The following is a 17776-nucleotide window of genomic DNA, read 5'->3' as shown; positions in this document are numbered from 1 at the left end:
ATACATCTCCAGCGATAAGATTGGCGACCATGAACGTGGCACGGATGCGAAGGCTCGGACGGCGGCTCGTGGAGCTGTCGAAGGCGGCGGCCGGCGAGACCAAGGGCCCGCCCCTGACCCCCGGCGAGGAGGCCGTCTTCGAGGACGTGCTGCGCCACCCGGGCAGCACCGTCGGCGAGATCCAGGCCAGGACGGGGTTCGTCCAGAGTCACGTGTCGGCCTCGGTGGCCAGGATGCGCGAGCGTGGCCTCGTCCAGGCGGCGCCCGATCCCGGCGACGGGCGGCGTACCCGGGTGACGGCGACGGACCTGGCCCTGAACGCGGTCCACCGCCGCGCGGGCAGGCCGGTGGACGACGCGGTGCGCGCCGCGGTCGGCGACCCGGAACGCGCCGCCCGCGTCGTGGCGCTGCTGGAGGAGCTGGAGGCGCTCCTGATCACCGCCTGACCTCCTCGAACGGCCACGCGGACATGCGACCGCCCCGCCGCACCCGGAGGGGCCGGGTGCGGCGGGGCGGCGTGAGGGGCCGTGCCCTCTCGGGTCAGGCGGCGACCGTGGAGGCGACCTCGGCCGGGGCGAGCGCGATGTCGAGGACCTCGCGCACGTCGCTGACCGCGTGGATGGTCAGCTCGTTGCGGACCTCCTCGGGCACGTCGTCCAGGTCGGGCTCGTTGCGCGCCGGGATGAGCACCGTGGTGATGCCCGCCCGGTGGGCGGCCAGCAGCTTCTGCTTGACGCCGCCGATCGGCAGGACCCGCCCGGTCAGCGAGATCTCACCGGTCATGGCCACGTCGGCGCGGACCTGGCGGCCCGACAGGAGCGAGGCCAGCGCGGTCGTCAGCGTCACGCCCGCCGAGGGACCGTCCTTGGGAACGGCGCCCGCGGGGAAGTGCACGTGGACCGAGCGGTCCTTCAGCGCGGTGACCGGCAGCTCCAGCTCCGCGCCGTGCGAGCGCAGGTAGGACAGCGCGATCCGGGCCGACTCCTTCATCACGTCGCCGAGCTGGCCGGTCAGGGTCAGGCCGGTCTCGCCGGTCTCCGGGTCGGCCAGGGACGCCTCCACGTAGAGGACGTCGCCGCCGGCCCCGGTCACCGCCAGGCCCGTGGCCACGCCCGGCACCGAGGTGCGTTGGGTGGACTCGGGCAGCGACGACTCCGGCACGAACCGCGGCCGGCCGATGTAGCCGACCAGGTCGTCCGCGCCGACCGTGACGGGCAGCTCGTCCTTGGCCGCCACCTTGCGCAGGATCCTCGCGACCGCCCGCTCCAGCGAGCGCACGCCGGCCTCGCGGGTGTACTCGCCGGCCAGCCTCCGCAGCGCCGCGTCCTCGACCTTGACCTCCTCGGAGGTCAGCCCCGCGAGTTCGAGCTGCCTGGGCAGCAGGTGGTCGCGGGCGATCGAGACCTTCTCGTCCTCGGTGTAGCCGTCGAGGGTGACGACCTCCATCCGGTCGAGCAGCGGGCCGGGGATGGCCTCCAGCACGTTGGCCGTGGCCAGGAACAGCACGTCGGACAGGTCGAGCTCGACCTCCAGGTAGTGGTCGCGGAAGGTGTGGTTCTGGGCCGGGTCGAGGACCTCCAGCAGCGCCGCCGTGGGGTCGCCGCGGTAGTCGGCGCCGACCTTGTCGACCTCGTCGAGCAGGACGACCGGGTTCATCGAGCCGGCCTCGCGGATGGCCCGGACGACGCGGCCCGGCAGGGCGCCGACGTAGGTGCGCCGGTGTCCGCGGATCTCGGCCTCGTCGCGTACGCCGCCGAGCGCGACGCGGACGAACTTGCGGCCCATCGCGCGCGCCACGGACTCGCCCAGGGACGTCTTGCCGACCCCGGGAGGACCGGCGAGGGCCAGGACGGCGCCGCTGCGCCGGCCGCCCACCACTCCGACGCCCTTGTCCTGGCGGCGCTTGCGCACGGCCAGGTGCTCGATGATGCGGTCCTTGACGTCGTCGAGGCCCGTGTGGTCGGCGTCGAGCACGGCCCGCGCGCCGGTGATGTCGTAGTTGTCCTCGGTACGCTCGTTCCACGGGATGTCGAGCACGATGTCCAGCCAGGTGCGGATCCAGCCGCCCTCGGGCGACTGGTCGGAGGTGCGCTCCAGCTTGTCGACCTCCTTGAGCGCGGCCTCGCGCACCTTCTCCGGCAGGTCGGCGGCCTCGACGCGGGCCCGGTAGTCCTCTTCCTCGCTCTCGGCGGTGTCGCCGTTGAGCTCCTTGAGCTCCTTGCGCACCGCGGCGAGCTGCTGGCGCAGCAGGAACTCGCGCTGCTGCTTCTCCATGCCCTCCTGGACGTCCTTGCGGATCGTCTCGGCGACGTCGAGCTCGGCGAGGTGCTCGCGGGACCACTCGATCAGCCTGGCGAGGCGGTCGGCCGGGTCGGCGGCCTCCAGCAGCTCGATCTTCTGCGCGGTGGTCAGCCAGGGGGTGTAGCCGGAGCTGTCGGCCAGCACCGAGGGGTCGTCGATCTGGTTGACCTGGTCGACGACCTGCCAGGCGCCGCGCTTCTGCAGGATGGTGGTGGCCAGGGCCTTGTACTCCTTGGCCAGCTCCTGGGCGCGTTCGCCGGCCGCCACGGTGTCGATCGTGTCGGCCTCGACCCACAGTGCCGCGGCGGCGGCGGTGGTGCCGGTGCCCACGCGGACGCGGTCGACACCCCGCACCACGGCGGCGGGCTCACCCCCCGGCAGCCTCCCGACCTGCTCGATCACGGCCTGGACGCCGACGGCGCCGTAACGGCCGTCGATCCGGGGAACGAGGAGGACCCGCGGCTTGTTACCACCGGACGCGCGGGCCGCGTCGATCGCAGCACGCACCTCGGAGTCGGACAGGTCCAGCGGAACCACCATGCCCGGCAGGACGACCTCGTCGTCGAGCGGCAGGACCGGGAGGATCAAGCTCTCACTCATGCGAACTCCAAAGGGTTGAGTTATACCGACTCAATTCATCAGAGCGGGCCATTGTTCCCAACCTTGCCGATGTTCGCTCACGGCGATCGTAATGATGTAAGCGATACCTGAGAGTGAGGTCCGGATCAGACCTGGGGTTGACGCCGGACGGGTCGGCCTTCCGTATTCTTGACCAGGTGAATCACCGTGACCGGCGCTCCTCGCCCCCCGCCCCGGCGAGCGGCGCGCGTGCCGGCGCGTCCCCGTCCCCCGAACCGGTTGGTTCTCCCGAACCGGATGGCGTGAGCGGCGGGGCCGGGGCGGTGGCGTTGCGCCACGCGGTCACGCTGGGGCGGGCTCTCCTGGCGGTGCTGCGGCCCTTCACGCTCGCGCTGCTCACCGGCAGCGCCGATCCCCCGCCACGGCCCCGTTCCCGGTGGCTGATGATGCCGGTGCCGCGGTGGCTCGCGTGGCTGGTCCCGGTCAAGACGTTCAGCCTGGTGCAGGTGGCCGAGCTCGTGCTGGCCGTGGAGCTGTTCGGCGTGACGCTGTCCACGGCCCAGGAGTGGAACGATCAGGCCGCGCTGACGCCGGGCGATCCGCTGCCGGTCTGGGGCGGGTTCGTCCTCCTGACGGGCCTGGCCGCCGGCCTGCCCATGGCGTTGCGCAACCGGTGGCCGCTGGCGGCGTGGCGGGTCGCGATCGTCCTCGCCCCGGTCGCCGTCTGGACCAACCTGACGATCGGCCGCGACGAGGGCTACGCGCCGTATCCGATAACGGTGGGGGTGGCCTTCCTTCTGGCGCTCTACTCCGTGGGCGTCCGCTGTGACCGGCGGATCGTGCTGGGGGCCGGGGTCGTCACGGCCCTGTTCCTGTGGGCCGCCGACGGCAACTCGATGCCGGTGGTGGGGGGCCTCGCGGCGGTCGTCCTGCTGTTCGGCCACAACGTGCGCGCCCGCCGCAACGCCACGGCGAGGCTCATCCAGGAGGAGCGGCGCACCCGGCAGGCCGAGGGCGCCCAGGCGGTGCTGGAGGAGCGCGCCCGCATCGCCCGCGAGCTGCACGACGTGGTCGCCCACCACATGTCGGTGATCGCCATCCAGGCGGAGGCGGTGCCGCTCAAGGCCGCGGGCGACCCGACGCAGCTGGAGGCCGGGCTGGCGGAGATCCGCGCGCTGTCGCTTGAGGCCATCACCGAGCTGCGGCAGGTCCTCGGCGTCCTGCGCGACAAGGACGGCCGCACCGACACCGCGCCGCAGCCCGGCCTCGACCGGCTGGAGGAGCTGGTGGCCAACGCCCGCAACGCGGGGCTCGCCGTCGTGGTCAGGCAGCGGCGGCCGGTCGGCGGGCTGCCGCCCGCGGTGGGGTTGTCGGCGTACCGGATCGTGCAGGAGTCGCTCAGCAACGCGATGCGGCACGCGCCGGGGTCGAGCGTCACCGTCGAGATCACGCGGGACGACGCCACGCTGCGCCTGCGCGTCGCCAACGGCCCCGGCCTGTCCCCCGCGGCCACGCCCGGGGCCGGACAGGGGCTGGTGGGCATGCGCGAGCGCGCGGCGCTGCTCGGCGGCGCGCTCGACGCCGGGCCCGCGAGGGGCGGCGGCTACCAGGTGAGCGCCGCGTTGCCGATCGAGGAACAGCCGATCGGGGAGCAGCCGACCGGGAAGGCGGCCGAGAAGAGGGAGGGCGGCGCGTGATCCGCGTGCTGATCGCCGACGACCAGGGCATGGTGCGCACGGGCTTCACCGTGTTCCTGAGCGGGCAGCCGGACATCGAGGTCGTGGGCGAGGCGGCCGACGGCCGCGAGGCGGTGGCGCGCGCGATCGAGCTGAGCCCCGACGTCGTGCTGATGGACATACGCATGCCGGTCATGAACGGGCTGGAGGCGACCCGGGAGGTGCTGGCGGCGAGCCCGGCCTCGAAGGTGCTCATCCTGACGACGTTCGACCTCGACGACTACGTCTACGAGGCGCTGCGGGCCGGGGCCAGCGGGTTCCTGCTCAAGGACGCCTCGGCGGCGCAGCTCGCGGAGGCCGTCCGGGTGGTCGCGGCCGGTGACGCGCTCATCGCCCCGGCGGTCACCAAGCGGCTGATCCACGAGTTCGCCCGGCTGGGCGGCCCCCGTACCCCGACGGGCAGGCGGCCGGAGGAGCTGACCGAGCGCGAGACCGAGGTGCTCATCCTGGTCGCGCAGGCCATGTCCAACCAGGAGATCGCCCAGAAGCTGTTCGTGGCCGAGCAGACGGTCAAGACGCATGTGGGGCGGATGCTGACCAAGCTGGGGCTGCGCGACCGCGCCCAGGCCATCGTCTTCGCCTACGAATCCGGCCTCGTCCGCCCCGGCGAATGACCCGCCCTCCGAGGGCCCACGTACGCCCCGGGAACGTCGGACGGGCGAACCGGGGGTAGGAAGCCGGCGCACGCCCCGAGAGGCCGCGTACGGCGAGCCAGCGCGCCAGAGATGGGCGGGAGTGTGGGTGATGGGCTGGATGGGGTGGGGGTGTCACCATGGGGTGGAGTCGGTGTATTTCGGAGGGAGGAGGCGCGGGGCCGGTCTCCGGACGGGGGCGGGCGGACGCGCACAGCCCATGGAACCTCTTGAGCTTTTCCACCAGGTGGCCGAAACCGTGCCCGCCTACCGCACGTTCCTGGCCGAGCACGGTGTCGAGCCCGCGACCGTCACCACCCTGGAGCACTTCAGCCGCCTGCCGATGACGAGCAAGGACACCTACATCCGCCACCACCCCCTCCCCGACCTGTGCAGGGACGGCGTGATAGGCGACCTCGTGGCCGTGTCGTCCGGCTCGACGGGCACGCCGTCGTTCTGGCCGCGTACGGTGGCCGACGAGCGGGTGATCGCCGCCCGGTTCGAGGAGGTCTTCAGGGACTCCTTCGGCGCCCGCGAACGCCGTACGCTGGCCGTGGTCTGCTTCGCCCTCGGCACCTGGGTAGGCGGCCTGTTCACCATCGACTGCTGCCGCCACCTGGCCGAACGCGGCTACCCGATCACCGTCGTCGCGCCCGGCACCGACCGCAGGGAGATCGCGCGGGTGCTGCCGGAGCTGGCGCCGCACTTCGACCAGGTGGTCCTGCTGGGCTATCCGCCGTTCCTGAAGAACGTCATCGACACCGAGCCGCTCCCCTGGGCCGACTGGGACGTCAAGCTGGTCACGGCGGGCGAGGTGTTCAGCGAGGAGTGGCGCACGCTGGTGGCCGGCCGCGCCGGGATCGCCGACCCGGTACGCGGCATCGCCTCCCTCTATGGCACCGCCGACGCCGGCGTGCTCGGCAACGAGACGCCGCTCTCGGTCGAGCTGCGCCGCTTCCTGTCCGCGCGGCCGGAGGCGGCCAGGGAGCTGTTCGGGGAGTCCCGGTTGCCGACCCTCGTGCAGTACGACCCCGGGGTGCGCTTCTTCGAGGCGCACGAGGGCACCCTGCTGTTCTCCGGCGACAACGGCGTCCCGCTGGTCAGGTACCACATCGCCGACGAGGGCGGCGTGATCCCGTACGAGCGCATGCTGGAGTTCGCGCTGCGGCGCGGCTTCAGTTCCACGGCGTCCGGCCCGCGGCACCCGTTCGTCTACGTCTTCGGCCGCAGCCACTTCACGTTGTCCTACTACGGCGCGAACGTCTACCCGGAGAACATCGCGGTCGGGCTGGAGCAGCCGGAGGTCAGCGGGTCGGTGACGGGCAAGTTCGTGATGGAGGCGGCGGTGGACGCCGACCACGACCGGCATCTGACGGTCACGGTGGAGCTGATGCCCGGCGAGAAGCCGTCCGAGGAGGTGGCGCAGGCCGTGGGCACCTCGATCCTGGCCCAGCTCCTGCGGCTGAACAGCGAGTTCGCGAACTATGTGCCGGTGGCGCAGCAGACGCCGTTCATCCGGTTGCGGGAGGCCGGGGATCCGGAGTACTTCCCGCCGGGCGCCAAGCATCGCTACACGCGGTAGGGCGCGGGTCTAGGCGGGCGTGCGGCGTACGACGACCAGCGCCACGTCGTCCTCGCGCGCCCCGAACGCCCCCAGCATGCGTTCGGCGAACTCCTCCAGGTCGTCCTCGACGGTCTCGGCGAGCCGCCTGGCCCGCTCCATGCTGTCGTCGAGCAGGACGTGCCGGTCCTCCAGCAGTCCGTCGGTGAACAACATCATCGTGCCGCCGGGCGGCAGTTTCAGCCGGTCCACCTGGTACTCCTCGGGCACCGCGCCGAGCAGCAGGTTGCCCAGCGTGTGGTAGGAGCTGCCGGGCCCGGCGAACAGCGGCGGCATGTGCCCGGCGTTGGCCAGCTCGATCTCGCCGGTGGCCGGGTCGATGAGCATGAGGCAGACGGTGGCGGTCAGGCCCCGGTGGTAGCGCCGCATGAGCTGGTTGAGCAGGTCGAGCGACGCGCTCAGGTCCACCTGGGCGATGAGCGAGGCGCGCAGGGCGTGGCGCAGCTCGGCCATGACGGTCGCGGCGTGCAGCGAGTGGCCCTCCACGTCGCCGATCGCGACCAGGACGCGCCCGTCGACCTGCAGGACCTCGTAGAAGTCGCCGCCGACCTCGACGTTGTCCACGGCGGGCTGGTAGCGCAGCGCGACCTGGAGGCCGGGCACCTCGGGGATGCGGCTGGGCAGCAGGCTGCGCTGGAGGGTCAGCGCGATGTCGTGCTCCTCGGTGTAGGCGCGCAGCGCGCCCAGCGCCAGCGCCAGTTCCTGGCCGAGCTGGCGCAGCAGGTTCACCTCGTCGGCGTCGAGCGGCGGTACGGCCTCGGCCCCCAGGTAGACCGGCGACGGGGAGTTCTTGGTACGGCAGAGCACGCCGGTCGCGGCGCCGTCGACGCGTACGTCCGGCAGCAGGCCCTGCCACTCGCCGGTGGTCAGCGTGAACACCCGCGCCCTGGAGGCGTCCTTCAGCGTCAGCTCGGCGAGGCGGTCGAGCACGTCGGAGGCGGCGGGCTGGGCCTCGGCGGGCTCGCCGGGCCGGACCCGGTAGCGCCGCAGCCGTCCGTCGGGCGGCAGGGCGAGCGTGCCGCAGTAGCGGCCGAGCATCTCGGCCGTGCCCTCGACGGCGACGGTCAGCAGTTCGTCGAACGTCTCGGCCTCGTTCATCCGCAGCGTCACCTCGGCCAGCTTGGCCAGGCGTTCGGCCATCAGCTCGGCCCGCCAGCGCGCCCGGTAGTAGCGCAGCATGGCCTCGACGGTCGCGGCGAACTCGGTGGGCTCGATGGGCTCGGTCAGGTAGGCGTCGGCGCCGCGTTCCAGCCCTTCCGTACGGTCGGCGGGGGTGATCGCGTTGGCCGACACCTGGATGACGGGGATCGCGGCGGTGGCCGGGGCGGCCTTGATCAGCTCGCAGACCTCGTAGCCGCCGATGTCGGGCAGGCGGACGTCGAGGACGACGAGGTCGACCTCGTGCGCGGCGAGCATGCCGAGGGCCTCCTCGCCGCCGCTCGCCTCCAGCACCTGGTGCCCGGACCTGCGCAGCCAGCTCGACAGGATGTAACGCTTGGTGGGGGTGTCGTCGACGACCAGCACGCAGGCGGGCTCAGCCATCGCGGTTCTCTTCTCCCCCGCCGCCCTCCCCGCCCCCGCGGGCACTTCGGATGGCCTGGAGGAGTTGCTCCCTGCGCAGCCCGTGCTTGGACAACACCGGCCGGTTGCCCGGGGCCCGCTGCGGGGCGATGGTCACGACGACGACGGGGATGCCGCTCAGCCGCTCGTCCTCGGCCATCTCGTGCAGCAGCACGTTGCCGTCCACGCGGGGCATGAGCAGGTCGACGAGGATCACGTCGGGTGGGGTGGCGGCCATCAGGTCGAGCGCGGCGGCGCCGTCGGCGGCCTCGTCCACGTGCACGGTGAAGCCGTAGAGCATGCGGCGGGCGGCGGCGCGGAACACCTCGTCGTCGTCGGCGATCAGGACGCGTTCGACCTCGGGCGTGCCGATCTGGTGCGGCAGCCGCAGGGTGGCGGTGGTGCCCTCGCCCTGGGTGCTGGTCAGCTCCAGCGTGCCGGCGAGGGCTTCGGCGAGCCTGCGCGCGTACGGCAGCCCGAGTCCGGTGCCCTTCGCCTTGACCTGCAGCGAGCCGGGAACCTGGTAGAAGTCCTCGAACACGCGCCTCAAATGTTCCTCCGAGATGCCGATGCCGGTGTCGGTGACCGTGATGACGATCTCGCCTCTGGCTTCGTCGGCATGCGCGGCCAGCACTACCTGCCCGCTCTGGGTGAATTTGAGCGCGTTTGAGAGCAGATTCCGGAGGATTCTCAGCAGCATGCTCTCGTCGGCGTACAGCTCGGCGGCCTCGGGCGCGATCTCGTGGCTCAGGGTCACGCCGGCGCGCTCGCTGGTCGGGCGCATGGTGACGTGGAGCTGCCCGGCCATCCGCGCCAGGTCGACCAGCGTGGGCTGCGGGTCCAGGCGGCCCGATTCGGCCTTGGCCATGTCGAGCAGTTCGCCGACGAGTTCGAGCAGCGTCTGCGCGGAGTCGCCGATGAGGCCGACCTGGTGGCCCTGTTCCTGGGTCAGCGGCTCGCCGCCCGGGCCGGTCAGGAGCCTGACCAGGCCGATGACCGAGTTGAGCGGGGTGCGCAGCTCGTGGCTGACCGTGGCCCAGAACCGGTTGCGCGCCTCGATCGTCTCGCGGAGCTGGCCGGACTTCTCGTCCAGCTCGGCGTACAGGGCGACCACTCCCCTGTTGGTCTCCTCCAGCTCGGCCGAGAGCTGGTTGTACATGGCCAGCACGCCGGTGTTGGTCTCCTGCAGCTCGGAGTTGAGCCGCAGCACGTCCTCCAGGGTCTCGGCGAGCTCCCTGTTCTGCTCGCGCAGCTCCTCCAGCGCGCTGATCGGGGCCAGCTTCGCGAGGTCGGCGCGGATGACGTCCAGCGGGACTGTGGCGGGGCGCGGCCGGAGCCGTTTGGTGATGGTGACGCTGCCGTCGCGGCCGGCGCCGTCGTCCACGAGGCGGCCGGCCAGTTCCAGGCCCTCGGAGTGGTTCAGGCCGGAGGGCCGGGTGTGCCTGATGGTGATCACGAGCTGGTCGTGGCCGAGGGTGATCACGGCGGCCGCGCCCTGGCCGTACGCCTCCCGGCCCACCTCGCTGAGGGCGGTGGCCACCCTGATCTGGTCCTGCGACTCCATCCCGGCCAGCTCGGCGGCGGCGCGGCCGACGCGGCGCAGGACGAACACGTCCTGGTCGGTGTCGAGCCGGACGCGGATGAGCTCAGTTCCCGCCATCGCCGGGCCTCACCGTCACCACGCAGGCGTCGTCGCGCCTGCTGCCGGCCTCGCGCAGCAGGGTCGCGGCGATGACCGCGGGGGTGCGCGCGAACAGCCCCGGCATGCTCCCGGGGTCCCAGCGGTCGGTCAGCCCGTCGGAGTGCAGGACGACGGTGGCGTAGGAGGGGACCTGGTACTCGAACTGGCGCAGCGTGCGCCCCTGGTGGCCGGCGATGCCGGGGAGCGAGACCATGCCCTGCCGGCCCTCCGCATCGGCGACCCAGCCGGAGACGTTGCCGAGCCCGGCGAAGGTGACGGCGCCCGGCCGCACGCGGGCCACCGCGACGGCGCCGCCGCGGGTCCGGTTCAGGCCGCGGTGCAGGTGCTCCAGGATGGAGATGGGCTCCTGCTCCAGCACCTGCTCGAACAGCTCGACGGCCGTCTGCGCCGCGACGGCGGCGATGTGGCCGTGGCCGAGACCGTCGCACAGCAGCACCGTCGTCGACTCGCCGTTCCTGGCGATGGCGAAGCCGTCCCCGCAGCTCACCTCGTCGCCGATCGGCCGGGTCAGGCCGCTGGCGCGCAGCGGGGGGCCGGGCGTGTCGTCGGCGGTGAAGTGCATGACGAGCACGGTGCCCGTACCGGGCACCGAGTGGACGTCGTACCCGCTGGCGATGCGGGCGATGGCGCCCATGCCGATGCCGAGCGTGCCGGAGGTGGAGTAGCCGTCGCGCAGGGCGCGGGCCACGTCGGCCATGCCGGGCCCCTTGTCCACCGCGACGAGCTCCACGGTGGCCGGGGCCTCGGGGTGCGGCCGGACCAGGACGACGCCCTCCACGGCGTGCTTGACCAGGTTGGACACGGCTTCACTGACGGCGACGGCCGTCTGCCCGGTGCGGGTGGCGTCGAATCCGGCCAGCTCGGCCAGCTCGACGGCCCGCCGCCGGACCGCGCCGACGGCGCTGGGGTCCTCGGCGCGTACCCAGGCGGGGCTCACCTGACCCACTTGATCACCGTCACGGTCGTGCCCTTCCCGGGTGCGGAGATCAGGTCGAACTCGTCGACCAGCCGGCGGGAGCCGCCGAGGCCGAGGCCCATGCCGCCCCCGGTGGTGAACCCGTCGGTGAGCGCCTGGTCGAGGTCGGGGATGCCGGGGCCCTCGTCGCTGAAGACCAGCTTGAGTCCGCGTCTGCGGCCGTTCTCGACGTGGTCGATGCGCACGTCGCCGCCGCCGGCGTAGACGAGCGCGTTGCGGGCCAGCTCGCTGGCGGCCGTGACGATCTTGGTCTGGTCGACGAGGGACAGGCCGACCTCGATCGCGAGAGTGCGTACGATCTGGCGGACCGCCACGACGTCCCCGCTGCCCGCGATCGTGATCGCCCTGGTCACGTGGCGGCGCCCCTGACGTGGTCGAGGAGCGCCACTCCCTTCTCCAGGTTCAGTGCCGTTCGTACGCCGCCCAGCGACAGGCCCAGCTCGACCAGGGTGATCGCGACCGCGGGACGCATGCCGACCACCACGGTCTGGGCGTCCAGCATGCGGCACATGGTGGCGATCGTGGCCAGCATGCGGCCGATGAAGGAGTCGACGATCTCCACCGCGGTGATGTCGATGATCACGCCCCGGGCGCCGGTGGCGACGACCCGCTCGGCCAGGTCCTCCTGGAGGGCCAGCACGCTCTGGTCCTCCAGGTCGATCTGGATGGAGACGATCAGGATGTCGCCGAGCTTGAGGACGGGCACCCGGTCCATCAGACGCCCTCCGCCCTTACGGCGATGCGCGAGTTCCTGGACGCGGTCACCTGGACGCCGCTGCGCCTGAAGGCGTGGGCGAGGGCGTCGGCCAGCGACGCCTTGGTGACGATGTCGCCGAACTCGATGCCGAGCGTCACGATGGTGTGGGCGATCTGCGGGCGGATGCCGGAGATGACGCATTCGGCGCCCATCAGCCTGGCGGCCACCACGGTCTTGAGGAGGTGCTGGGCCACCTGGGTGTCCACGGCGGGCACGCCGGTGATGTCGATCACGGCGTGCTCGGCCCCGGTGTCGACCAGGGTCTGCAGCAGCTTCTCCATCACGACCTGGGTCCGGGCGGAGTCGAGGGTGCCGATCAGCGGGACCGCGACGATGCCGTCCCAGAGCTTGACCACCGGGGTGGACAGTTCGAGCAGTTGCTCGGCCTGGTCCATGATGATCTTCTCGCGAGCGTCGGCGAAGGTCTCGAAGGTGAGCAGACCGAGGTCGTCGATGAGCCGCGAGAACCAGATGAAGCCGCGCAGGGCCTCGGCCAGGCCGTCGGCCTCGACGACCTCGTACAGGGCCTCCTTGAGGCCGAACACGGCGCGGGCGGTGTCGGAGGGGGGGTGGCCCGCGCGGGCGCGGGTACGGGAGAGCTCCGCCAGCAGGCCGCGGACGTCGGCGAGGTCTCCCTTGCCCTGGTCGAGCGCGGACCGAAGGGCCCGGTAGATGTCGAGGAGCTCGTCCGACGGGGCCTTGGCGATCTGCACCCAGCGGGCGATGATCTGCTCCTCGTGCTCCTGGAGCAGGTCTTCTACACGTCGCCTGGCGACATCGGAATGGACGGTCAAGATCACTCCTGGGTTGACGGGCGAGTGACAGTGTCAAGGTATGTTAGAGCGATTTTTCCAGGTAGCGGACCGTTTGGCGTCTGCCACCGTACGCGACGACAACCCCGCCACACCCGTCACCCAGGGGCCCCTTGAGGCCCTTCTCACGGGGTAGATGAAAGGCGAGGCGCGTTTTGCTGACATGCTGTCGCCATCACCTTGACGCGGCCTCCGAGGGTTTGTGACACTGTGTCAGAAACGTACCCGCGAGTTGAGGAAGTGTTGTGACGACGTCGTTCTCCGCGACCCTGAGGGCCGCCACCTGGGGCGATCACGAGTCGGCCGAGTCCGAGGGCTACCTCGCCGAGCTCATGGGCGGCCGGTTGAGCGAGCACGAGTACGGCGAGATGGTCGCCCAGCACTACTTCGCCTACCTCGCCCTCGACGGGGTATCCAAGGAACTGGCCGGCCACCCGGTCGCGGGCCGGTTCGTCTTCCCCGAGCTCTACCGCGAGCCCGCCCTCGAACGCGACCTGGCCACGATCTACGGCCCCGCCTGGCGCGAGCGCGTCGCCCCCTCCAAGGCCACCAGGACCCTCCAGGCCAGGATCCACCAGATGAGCGACTGGCCCGGCGGCTACATCGCCCACCACTACACCCGTTACCTCGGTGACCTGTCCGGCGGCCAGTTCATCCGCATGGAGCTGCAGAAGATCTTCGGCTACCGGCCCGGCGGCGGCGTCGACTTCTACATCTTCGACGAGGTGGGCAGCCTGCCCCGGTTCAAGGACGACTACCGCGCCCGCCTCGACGCGCTCGGCGCGGAGCTGGACGAGCGCGAGCAGCGGCGGATCATCGGCGAGGTGCGGCTGGCCTACCAGCTCAACACCGAGGTCCTGGCCGAGCTGATGCACGTGGTCAGGGCCGCCGCCTAGTCCTCGACCGGCGTCCCCGCCTGGTCCCCGTCGTCGGTCGGCTGCCTGGCCAGGACGGCGAGGCGGGTGGCGTCGCGGGGCTGCCGCTCGGCCCGGAGCTCGCCCGAGGCCAGCCGGTACGGCACCAGGGTGACCATCACGCCGGGAACCAGCAGCAGCCGGTCCCGCAGCCGCGCGGTCAGCCGGTTGTGCAGGGCCGGCTCCCACCATCGGCCGGTCACGTAGTCGACGATGTAGACGGTCACGATCTGGCCGGCATGCAGCGCCAGCCAGTCCCGTACGTGCCGCAGGACCGGGCCCACGATGGTCCGGTACGGCGAGTCGATCATCGTCAGCGGCACGGAGGAGGGCGCGTAGCGCTCCCACCCCTCGCGCAGTTCGCGGCTGACGTTCTCGTCGGTGCACACGTGCACGGCCTCCAGCCCGGCCGGGCGGGTGGCCGCGGCGTAGGCGACCGCCTGGAGCGCGGGGCTGCCCAGCCGGGACACCAGCACCATGGCGTGCGCGCCGCCGGGCAGCTCGACGGGCGTGTCCGGCGTGGTCGCCGCCCGTACCTGGTCGTAGTGCCGCCTGATGCCCTTCATGAGGGCGAACAGCCCGGGAATGGCCAGGCAGACGAGCCAGGCGCCGTTCGCGAACTTGGTGATCAGGACGATCACCAGGACGGCGGCGGTCACCGTCGCGCCGAGCGCGTTGACGGCCTGGCGCCGCCGCACGCCGGGTGTGCGCGGGCCGGTGCGCTGCCAGTGGCGCACCATGCCGGCCTGGCTCAGCGTGAAGGAGATGAAGACGCCGATGATGTAGAGCTGGATGAGCCGGGAGCTGTTGGCCTCGAAGACGACGAGCAGCACGGCCGCCGCCGTGGCGAGCAGCAGGATGCCGTTGCTGAAGACGAGCCGGTCTCCGCGTTTGTGCAGCTGGTTGGACAGGTAGGAGTCGGCGGACAGGATCGAGGCCAGCATGGGGAAGCCGTTGTAGGCGGTGTTGGCGGCCATGATCAGGATCGCCGCGGTGCTGGCCTGGAGGAGGGCGTACAAGAAGCCGTGGCCGAGCACTGCCTCGCCGATCTGGGCGAGCGCGGTGGGCTCGACGTACCCGGCGGGCATGCCGGCGAGCCTGCCGGGGTGGTCGGGGTCGGTCATCCGTACGTGGGTGAGCAGGGCCAGCACGGTGATGCCGGAGAACATGGTGATCGACAACACGCCCATGATGGCCAGCGTGTTGGCCGCGTTCCTGCTCTTGGGCCGCCGGAAGGCGGGCACGCCGTTGCTGACCGCCTCCACCCCGGTCAGCGCCGTGCAGCCGGAGGCGAACGCGCGCAGCACCAGGAAGACGGCCACCACGCCGACGGGCTGGTAGAGCGGTTCGATGGTGAAGTCGGCGCTGACCGCTCGGGGCCGCTCGCCGGACAGCAACCGCCAGGCCGCGGCCAGGAACAACACGTAGACCGAGCCGATGAAGGCGTAGGTGGGCACCGCGAACCCGCGGCCGGACTCGCGGCTGCCGCGCAGGTTGGCCAGGGTGAGCAGCACGATGCACAACACGCTCAGCGCCACCGACCAGCGGTCCAGGCCGGGCGCGTAGGAGGTGATGGCGTCCACGCCCGCGGCGACCGAGACGGCGACGGTCAGCACGTAGTCGACCAGCAGCGCGCTGGCCGCGACCAGGCTGGCGTTGATGCCCAGGTTCTCCCGGCTGACGACGTAGGCGCCGCCGCCGCCCGGGTAGGCGTAGCAGGTCTGCCGGTAGGACACGATGATGATCACCAGCATGGCCACGATGGCCAGCGCGATCCAGCCGGTCACGTGCAGCAGGGCGAGCCCGCCCAGGGTGAGGGCCATGATGATCTGCTCGGTCGCGTACGCCACCGACGAGATCGGGTCGCTGCAGAAGACGGGCAGCGCCAGCCGTTTGGGCAGCAACTGCCGCTCCAGGCTCTTGGTCCGCAGCGGCCGGCCGACCAGGGTCCGCTTCACCCGCTCCCAGGGGGCGGTCATGGGCGTTCCAGCCTCCTTCCGGTCAGCCGGCGAGTGCCCTGCCGAGCAGGTAGCCGAGGCTGACGACGGCCAGGCCGAGCACGAGGTTCATGGCGATGTTGGCCAGCGCCTTGCCGGTGGACCCGGCGGCCAGCATCTTCCAGGTGTCGGTGCTGAACGTGCTGAACGTGGTGAGCGCGCCGCAGAACCCGGTGCCCACCAGCGACAACACGACCGCCGGCAGCATGCCGCGCGAGGCGATCCCCATCAGCACGCCGAGGATGGCCGAGCCGATGACGTTGACGGCCAGCGTGCCCCAGGGCATCGCTTTGCCGGCCCCTTTGGTCACGGCGGCGTCCACGAGGTAGCGGGCGGGCGCGCCGATCAGGCCGCCGACGAACACGACGAGGACGAGGATCATCGCCGGCCCCCCAGCGTGAGACCCGCCCAGACGGCCAGCAGGCCGAGGACGACGCTGAGCACGAGGTAGACCGCGGCCCAGCCGGCGGCGCCGTCCACGGTCAGCTCGCGCACGCCGTCCACCAGGTGGGAGAAGGTGGTGAAGCCGCCCAGGAAGCCGGTGCCGAGCAGCGCCTTGACCGGCATGCGGTGCAGCGGGTGCCGGGTCAGCTCGCCGGTGAGCAGGCCCATCAGCAGGCAGCCGACGACGTTGACCACCAGCGTGGGCCAGGGCAGTGGGTGGTCGGCGCCCATGAGGGTCTGGGTGAGCAGGTGCCGGGCGACCGCGCCGATCCCGCCGCCCACGGCGATGAGGGTGAGGGCGCGGGCCGGATGCCGCGGCTCGGCCATCACTCCTCCGTCCCGAGCTGGACGTCGGTGCCGGCGAGCTGCTCGGCCTCGGTCTCGCGCATCCGGCAGAGCCGGTCCACGACCCGGCCGATCAGGTAGGTGACGATGAAGGAGTAGAGCGCGACCACGATGATCGCGGCGAGCTGCTTGAGCAGCACCTGGATCGAGCCGCCGTAGAACAGGCCCTTGGTCGTGCTGGCGCCGACGCCGGTGGCGAGCAGGCCGATGAGGGCCGTGCCGACGATGCCGCCCGCGCCGTGCACGCCGACGACGTCCAGGGTGTCGTCGTAGCCGAGGACGAGCTTCCAGGTGACGGCGAACGACACCACGACGGCGGCCACGATGCCGATGATCAGGGCGCCCTCGGAGTTGACGTAGGCGCAGGACGGCGTGATGGCGACCAGTCCGGCCAGCGCGCCGGTGGCCGAGCCGAGCCGGGTGAAGTGCCGGTACCGGAACCATTCGATGACGAGCCAGGTGAGCATCCCGGCCGAGCCGGCGATCATGGTGGTCAGGAAGGCGTTGACGGCGATGCTCCCGTCGGCCATGGCCGAGCCGCCGTTGAAGCCGAACCAGCCGAACCACAGCAGGCCGAGGCCGAGCATGACGAACGGGATGTTGCTCGGCTGGGGCGGTTCCTTCCTGCGGAACCGTACGCCGGGGCCGAGCGCGAGGGCCAGCGCGAGGCCGGCCTTGCCGGAGTTCAGCTCGACGACCAGGCCACCGGCGAAGTCGAGCACGCCCCACTTGCTGATCCAGCCCTGCCGGTCGAACACCCAGTGGGCCACCGGGAAGTACACCAGCGTCACCCACACGACGGAGAACACGATCCACGGCCCGAGCCGGGTCCGGCCGGCCACGGACCCGCTGATCAGGGCCACCGTGATGATGGCGAAGGTGAGCTGGAACAGCGCGAAGGCGTAGGTGGGGACCCGGCCGTGCAGCATGGTGGGCGCGATGTCGGCGAAGCGCAGGTCGCCGAAGCCGATCACGCCGGCGCCGCCGACGTCGGGGCCGAAGACCAGGCCGTACCCGTAGCCGAACCACAGGATCGTCACCAGGGCGATCGAGACGAAGCTCATGAAGAGCATGCTGAGCACGTTCTGGGCGCGGACCATGCCGCCGTAGAAGAAGGCCAGCCCGGGGGTCATGAGCAGCACCATGGCGGCGCTCACGAGCACCCAGGCGGAGTCCCCGGTGTTGAGCCCTGGCGGCATCGCGCGACCTCGCTTCCTGTTTCTCCACGAGAGATGATCGGCCGAAGCGGAAGCAAAACACCCTGGTCACACCCCTTTGCCGGGCCTGTTCATTGTTGAGGCACTCTTAGTCTTCGACGGCATTCGCAAAGAATGTCCATGAACCTGCCGCCGCCGCGTGGCCCGCCGGCCGCTGGGGAATGTTGCCGCTCGTTGACCCGA

General features: G+C 71.6%; 16 protein-coding genes. 5 read left to right on the top strand and 11 right to left on the bottom strand.

Annotated features, from left to right (window positions below; genetic code table 11):
• Positions 1-29 precede the first annotated feature (29 nt).
• A complete protein-coding gene (locus DMB42_RS30300) occupies positions 30-446 on the top strand; it encodes a MarR family winged helix-turn-helix transcriptional regulator (RefSeq protein WP_125639002.1) in 417 nt (138 codons plus the stop codon).
• Positions 447-540: 94 nt separating this feature from the next.
• Here the strand turns inward: DMB42_RS30300 and lon are convergent, their stop codons facing one another.
• Positions 541-2901: an endopeptidase La gene (gene lon, locus DMB42_RS30295; protein WP_125638999.1), complete on the bottom strand. Its 2361-nt coding sequence runs from the start codon at positions 2899-2901 to the stop codon at positions 541-543.
• A gap of 281 nt (positions 2902-3182) precedes the next feature.
• On the opposite strand from lon, the gene DMB42_RS30290 reads away from it, so the two are divergent.
• The 3 genes from DMB42_RS30290 to DMB42_RS30280 all read left to right on the top strand — a co-directional run bounded on the left by DMB42_RS30290 (position 3183) and on the right by DMB42_RS30280 (position 6830).
• Positions 3183-4577 (top strand): sensor histidine kinase, encoded by a 1395-nt coding sequence (locus tag DMB42_RS30290; RefSeq protein WP_125638996.1) that lies wholly within the window; start codon positions 3183-3185, stop codon positions 4575-4577.
• A complete protein-coding gene (locus DMB42_RS30285; RefSeq protein ID WP_125638993.1) occupies positions 4574-5230 on the top strand; it encodes a response regulator transcription factor in 657 nt (218 codons plus the stop codon). The genes DMB42_RS30290 and DMB42_RS30285 overlap by 4 nt, the downstream gene beginning before the upstream one ends.
• Before the next feature lie 238 nt (positions 5231-5468).
• Positions 5469-6830, top strand: a complete 1362-nt coding sequence (locus tag DMB42_RS30280; RefSeq protein WP_125638990.1) for a phenylacetate--CoA ligase family protein — start codon at positions 5469-5471, stop codon at positions 6828-6830.
• 9 nt (positions 6831-6839) lie between these two features.
• Here DMB42_RS30280 and DMB42_RS30275 read toward each other — a convergent pair whose 3' ends face one another.
• Genes DMB42_RS30275 through DMB42_RS30250 form a run of 6 tightly spaced genes read right to left on the bottom strand, consistent with a single transcriptional unit; the run spans position 6840 to position 12664 of the window.
• A complete protein-coding gene (locus DMB42_RS30275; protein ID WP_125638987.1) occupies positions 6840-8411 on the bottom strand; it encodes a fused response regulator/phosphatase in 1572 nt (523 codons plus the stop codon).
• Positions 8404-10089 (bottom strand): ATP-binding protein, encoded by a 1686-nt coding sequence (locus DMB42_RS30270; RefSeq protein ID WP_125638984.1) that lies wholly within the window; start codon positions 10087-10089, stop codon positions 8404-8406. Before DMB42_RS30270 ends, DMB42_RS30275 begins: the two co-directional genes overlap by 8 nt.
• On the bottom strand, positions 10076-11068 hold the full coding sequence (locus DMB42_RS30265; protein ID WP_260478032.1) for an ATP-binding SpoIIE family protein phosphatase: 993 nt from the start codon (positions 11066-11068) through the stop codon (positions 10076-10078). Before DMB42_RS30265 ends, DMB42_RS30270 begins: the two co-directional genes overlap by 14 nt.
• Positions 11065-11460, bottom strand: coding sequence for an anti-sigma regulatory factor (locus DMB42_RS30260; protein ID WP_125638978.1), 396 nt, complete (start codon positions 11458-11460; stop codon positions 11065-11067). The genes DMB42_RS30265 and DMB42_RS30260 overlap by 4 nt, the downstream gene beginning before the upstream one ends.
• Positions 11457-11822: an STAS domain-containing protein gene (locus DMB42_RS30255; RefSeq protein WP_221762408.1), complete on the bottom strand. Its 366-nt coding sequence runs from the start codon at positions 11820-11822 to the stop codon at positions 11457-11459. Before DMB42_RS30255 ends, DMB42_RS30260 begins: the two co-directional genes overlap by 4 nt.
• Positions 11822-12664 (bottom strand): STAS domain-containing protein, encoded by an 843-nt coding sequence (locus DMB42_RS30250; protein WP_396984035.1) that lies wholly within the window; start codon positions 12662-12664, stop codon positions 11822-11824. Before DMB42_RS30250 ends, DMB42_RS30255 begins: the two co-directional genes overlap by 1 nt.
• 257 nt (positions 12665-12921) lie before the next feature.
• On the opposite strand from DMB42_RS30250, the gene DMB42_RS30245 reads away from it, so the two are divergent.
• Positions 12922-13572: a heme oxygenase (biliverdin-producing) gene (locus DMB42_RS30245; RefSeq protein WP_125638971.1), complete on the top strand. Its 651-nt coding sequence runs from the start codon at positions 12922-12924 to the stop codon at positions 13570-13572.
• Here the strand turns inward: DMB42_RS30245 and DMB42_RS30240 are convergent.
• From DMB42_RS30240 to DMB42_RS30225, 4 genes are read right to left on the bottom strand one after another with little or no spacing between them, the layout of a single operon-like run.
• The gene (locus DMB42_RS30240) at positions 13569-15569 is read right to left on the bottom strand and encodes an APC family permease (RefSeq protein ID WP_125638969.1); all 2001 of its coding nucleotides are present in this window, start codon (positions 15567-15569) and stop codon (positions 13569-13571) included. The genes DMB42_RS30245 and DMB42_RS30240 overlap by 4 nt on opposite strands.
• Positions 15570-15591: 22 nt before the next feature.
• The gene (crcB, locus tag DMB42_RS30235; RefSeq protein ID WP_125638966.1) at positions 15592-15969 is read right to left on the bottom strand and encodes a fluoride efflux transporter CrcB; all 378 of its coding nucleotides are present in this window, start codon (positions 15967-15969) and stop codon (positions 15592-15594) included.
• On the bottom strand, positions 15966-16358 hold the full coding sequence (gene crcB, locus DMB42_RS30230) for a fluoride efflux transporter CrcB (protein WP_125638963.1): 393 nt from the start codon (positions 16356-16358) through the stop codon (positions 15966-15968). Before crcB (DMB42_RS30230) ends, crcB (DMB42_RS30235) begins: the two co-directional genes overlap by 4 nt.
• The gene (locus DMB42_RS30225; protein WP_125638961.1) at positions 16358-17575 is read right to left on the bottom strand and encodes an ammonium transporter; all 1218 of its coding nucleotides are present in this window, start codon (positions 17573-17575) and stop codon (positions 16358-16360) included. Before DMB42_RS30225 ends, crcB (DMB42_RS30230) begins: the two co-directional genes overlap by 1 nt.
• Positions 17576-17776: the final 201 nt, after the last annotated feature.

The sequence above is a fragment of the Nonomuraea sp. WAC 01424 genome (genome assembly GCF_003947315.1).
In the GTDB taxonomy this organism is placed as follows: Bacteria; Actinomycetota; Actinomycetes; order Streptosporangiales; family Streptosporangiaceae; genus Nonomuraea; species Nonomuraea spiralis.
This window is presented reverse-complemented; position numbering and strand designations above follow the sequence as displayed.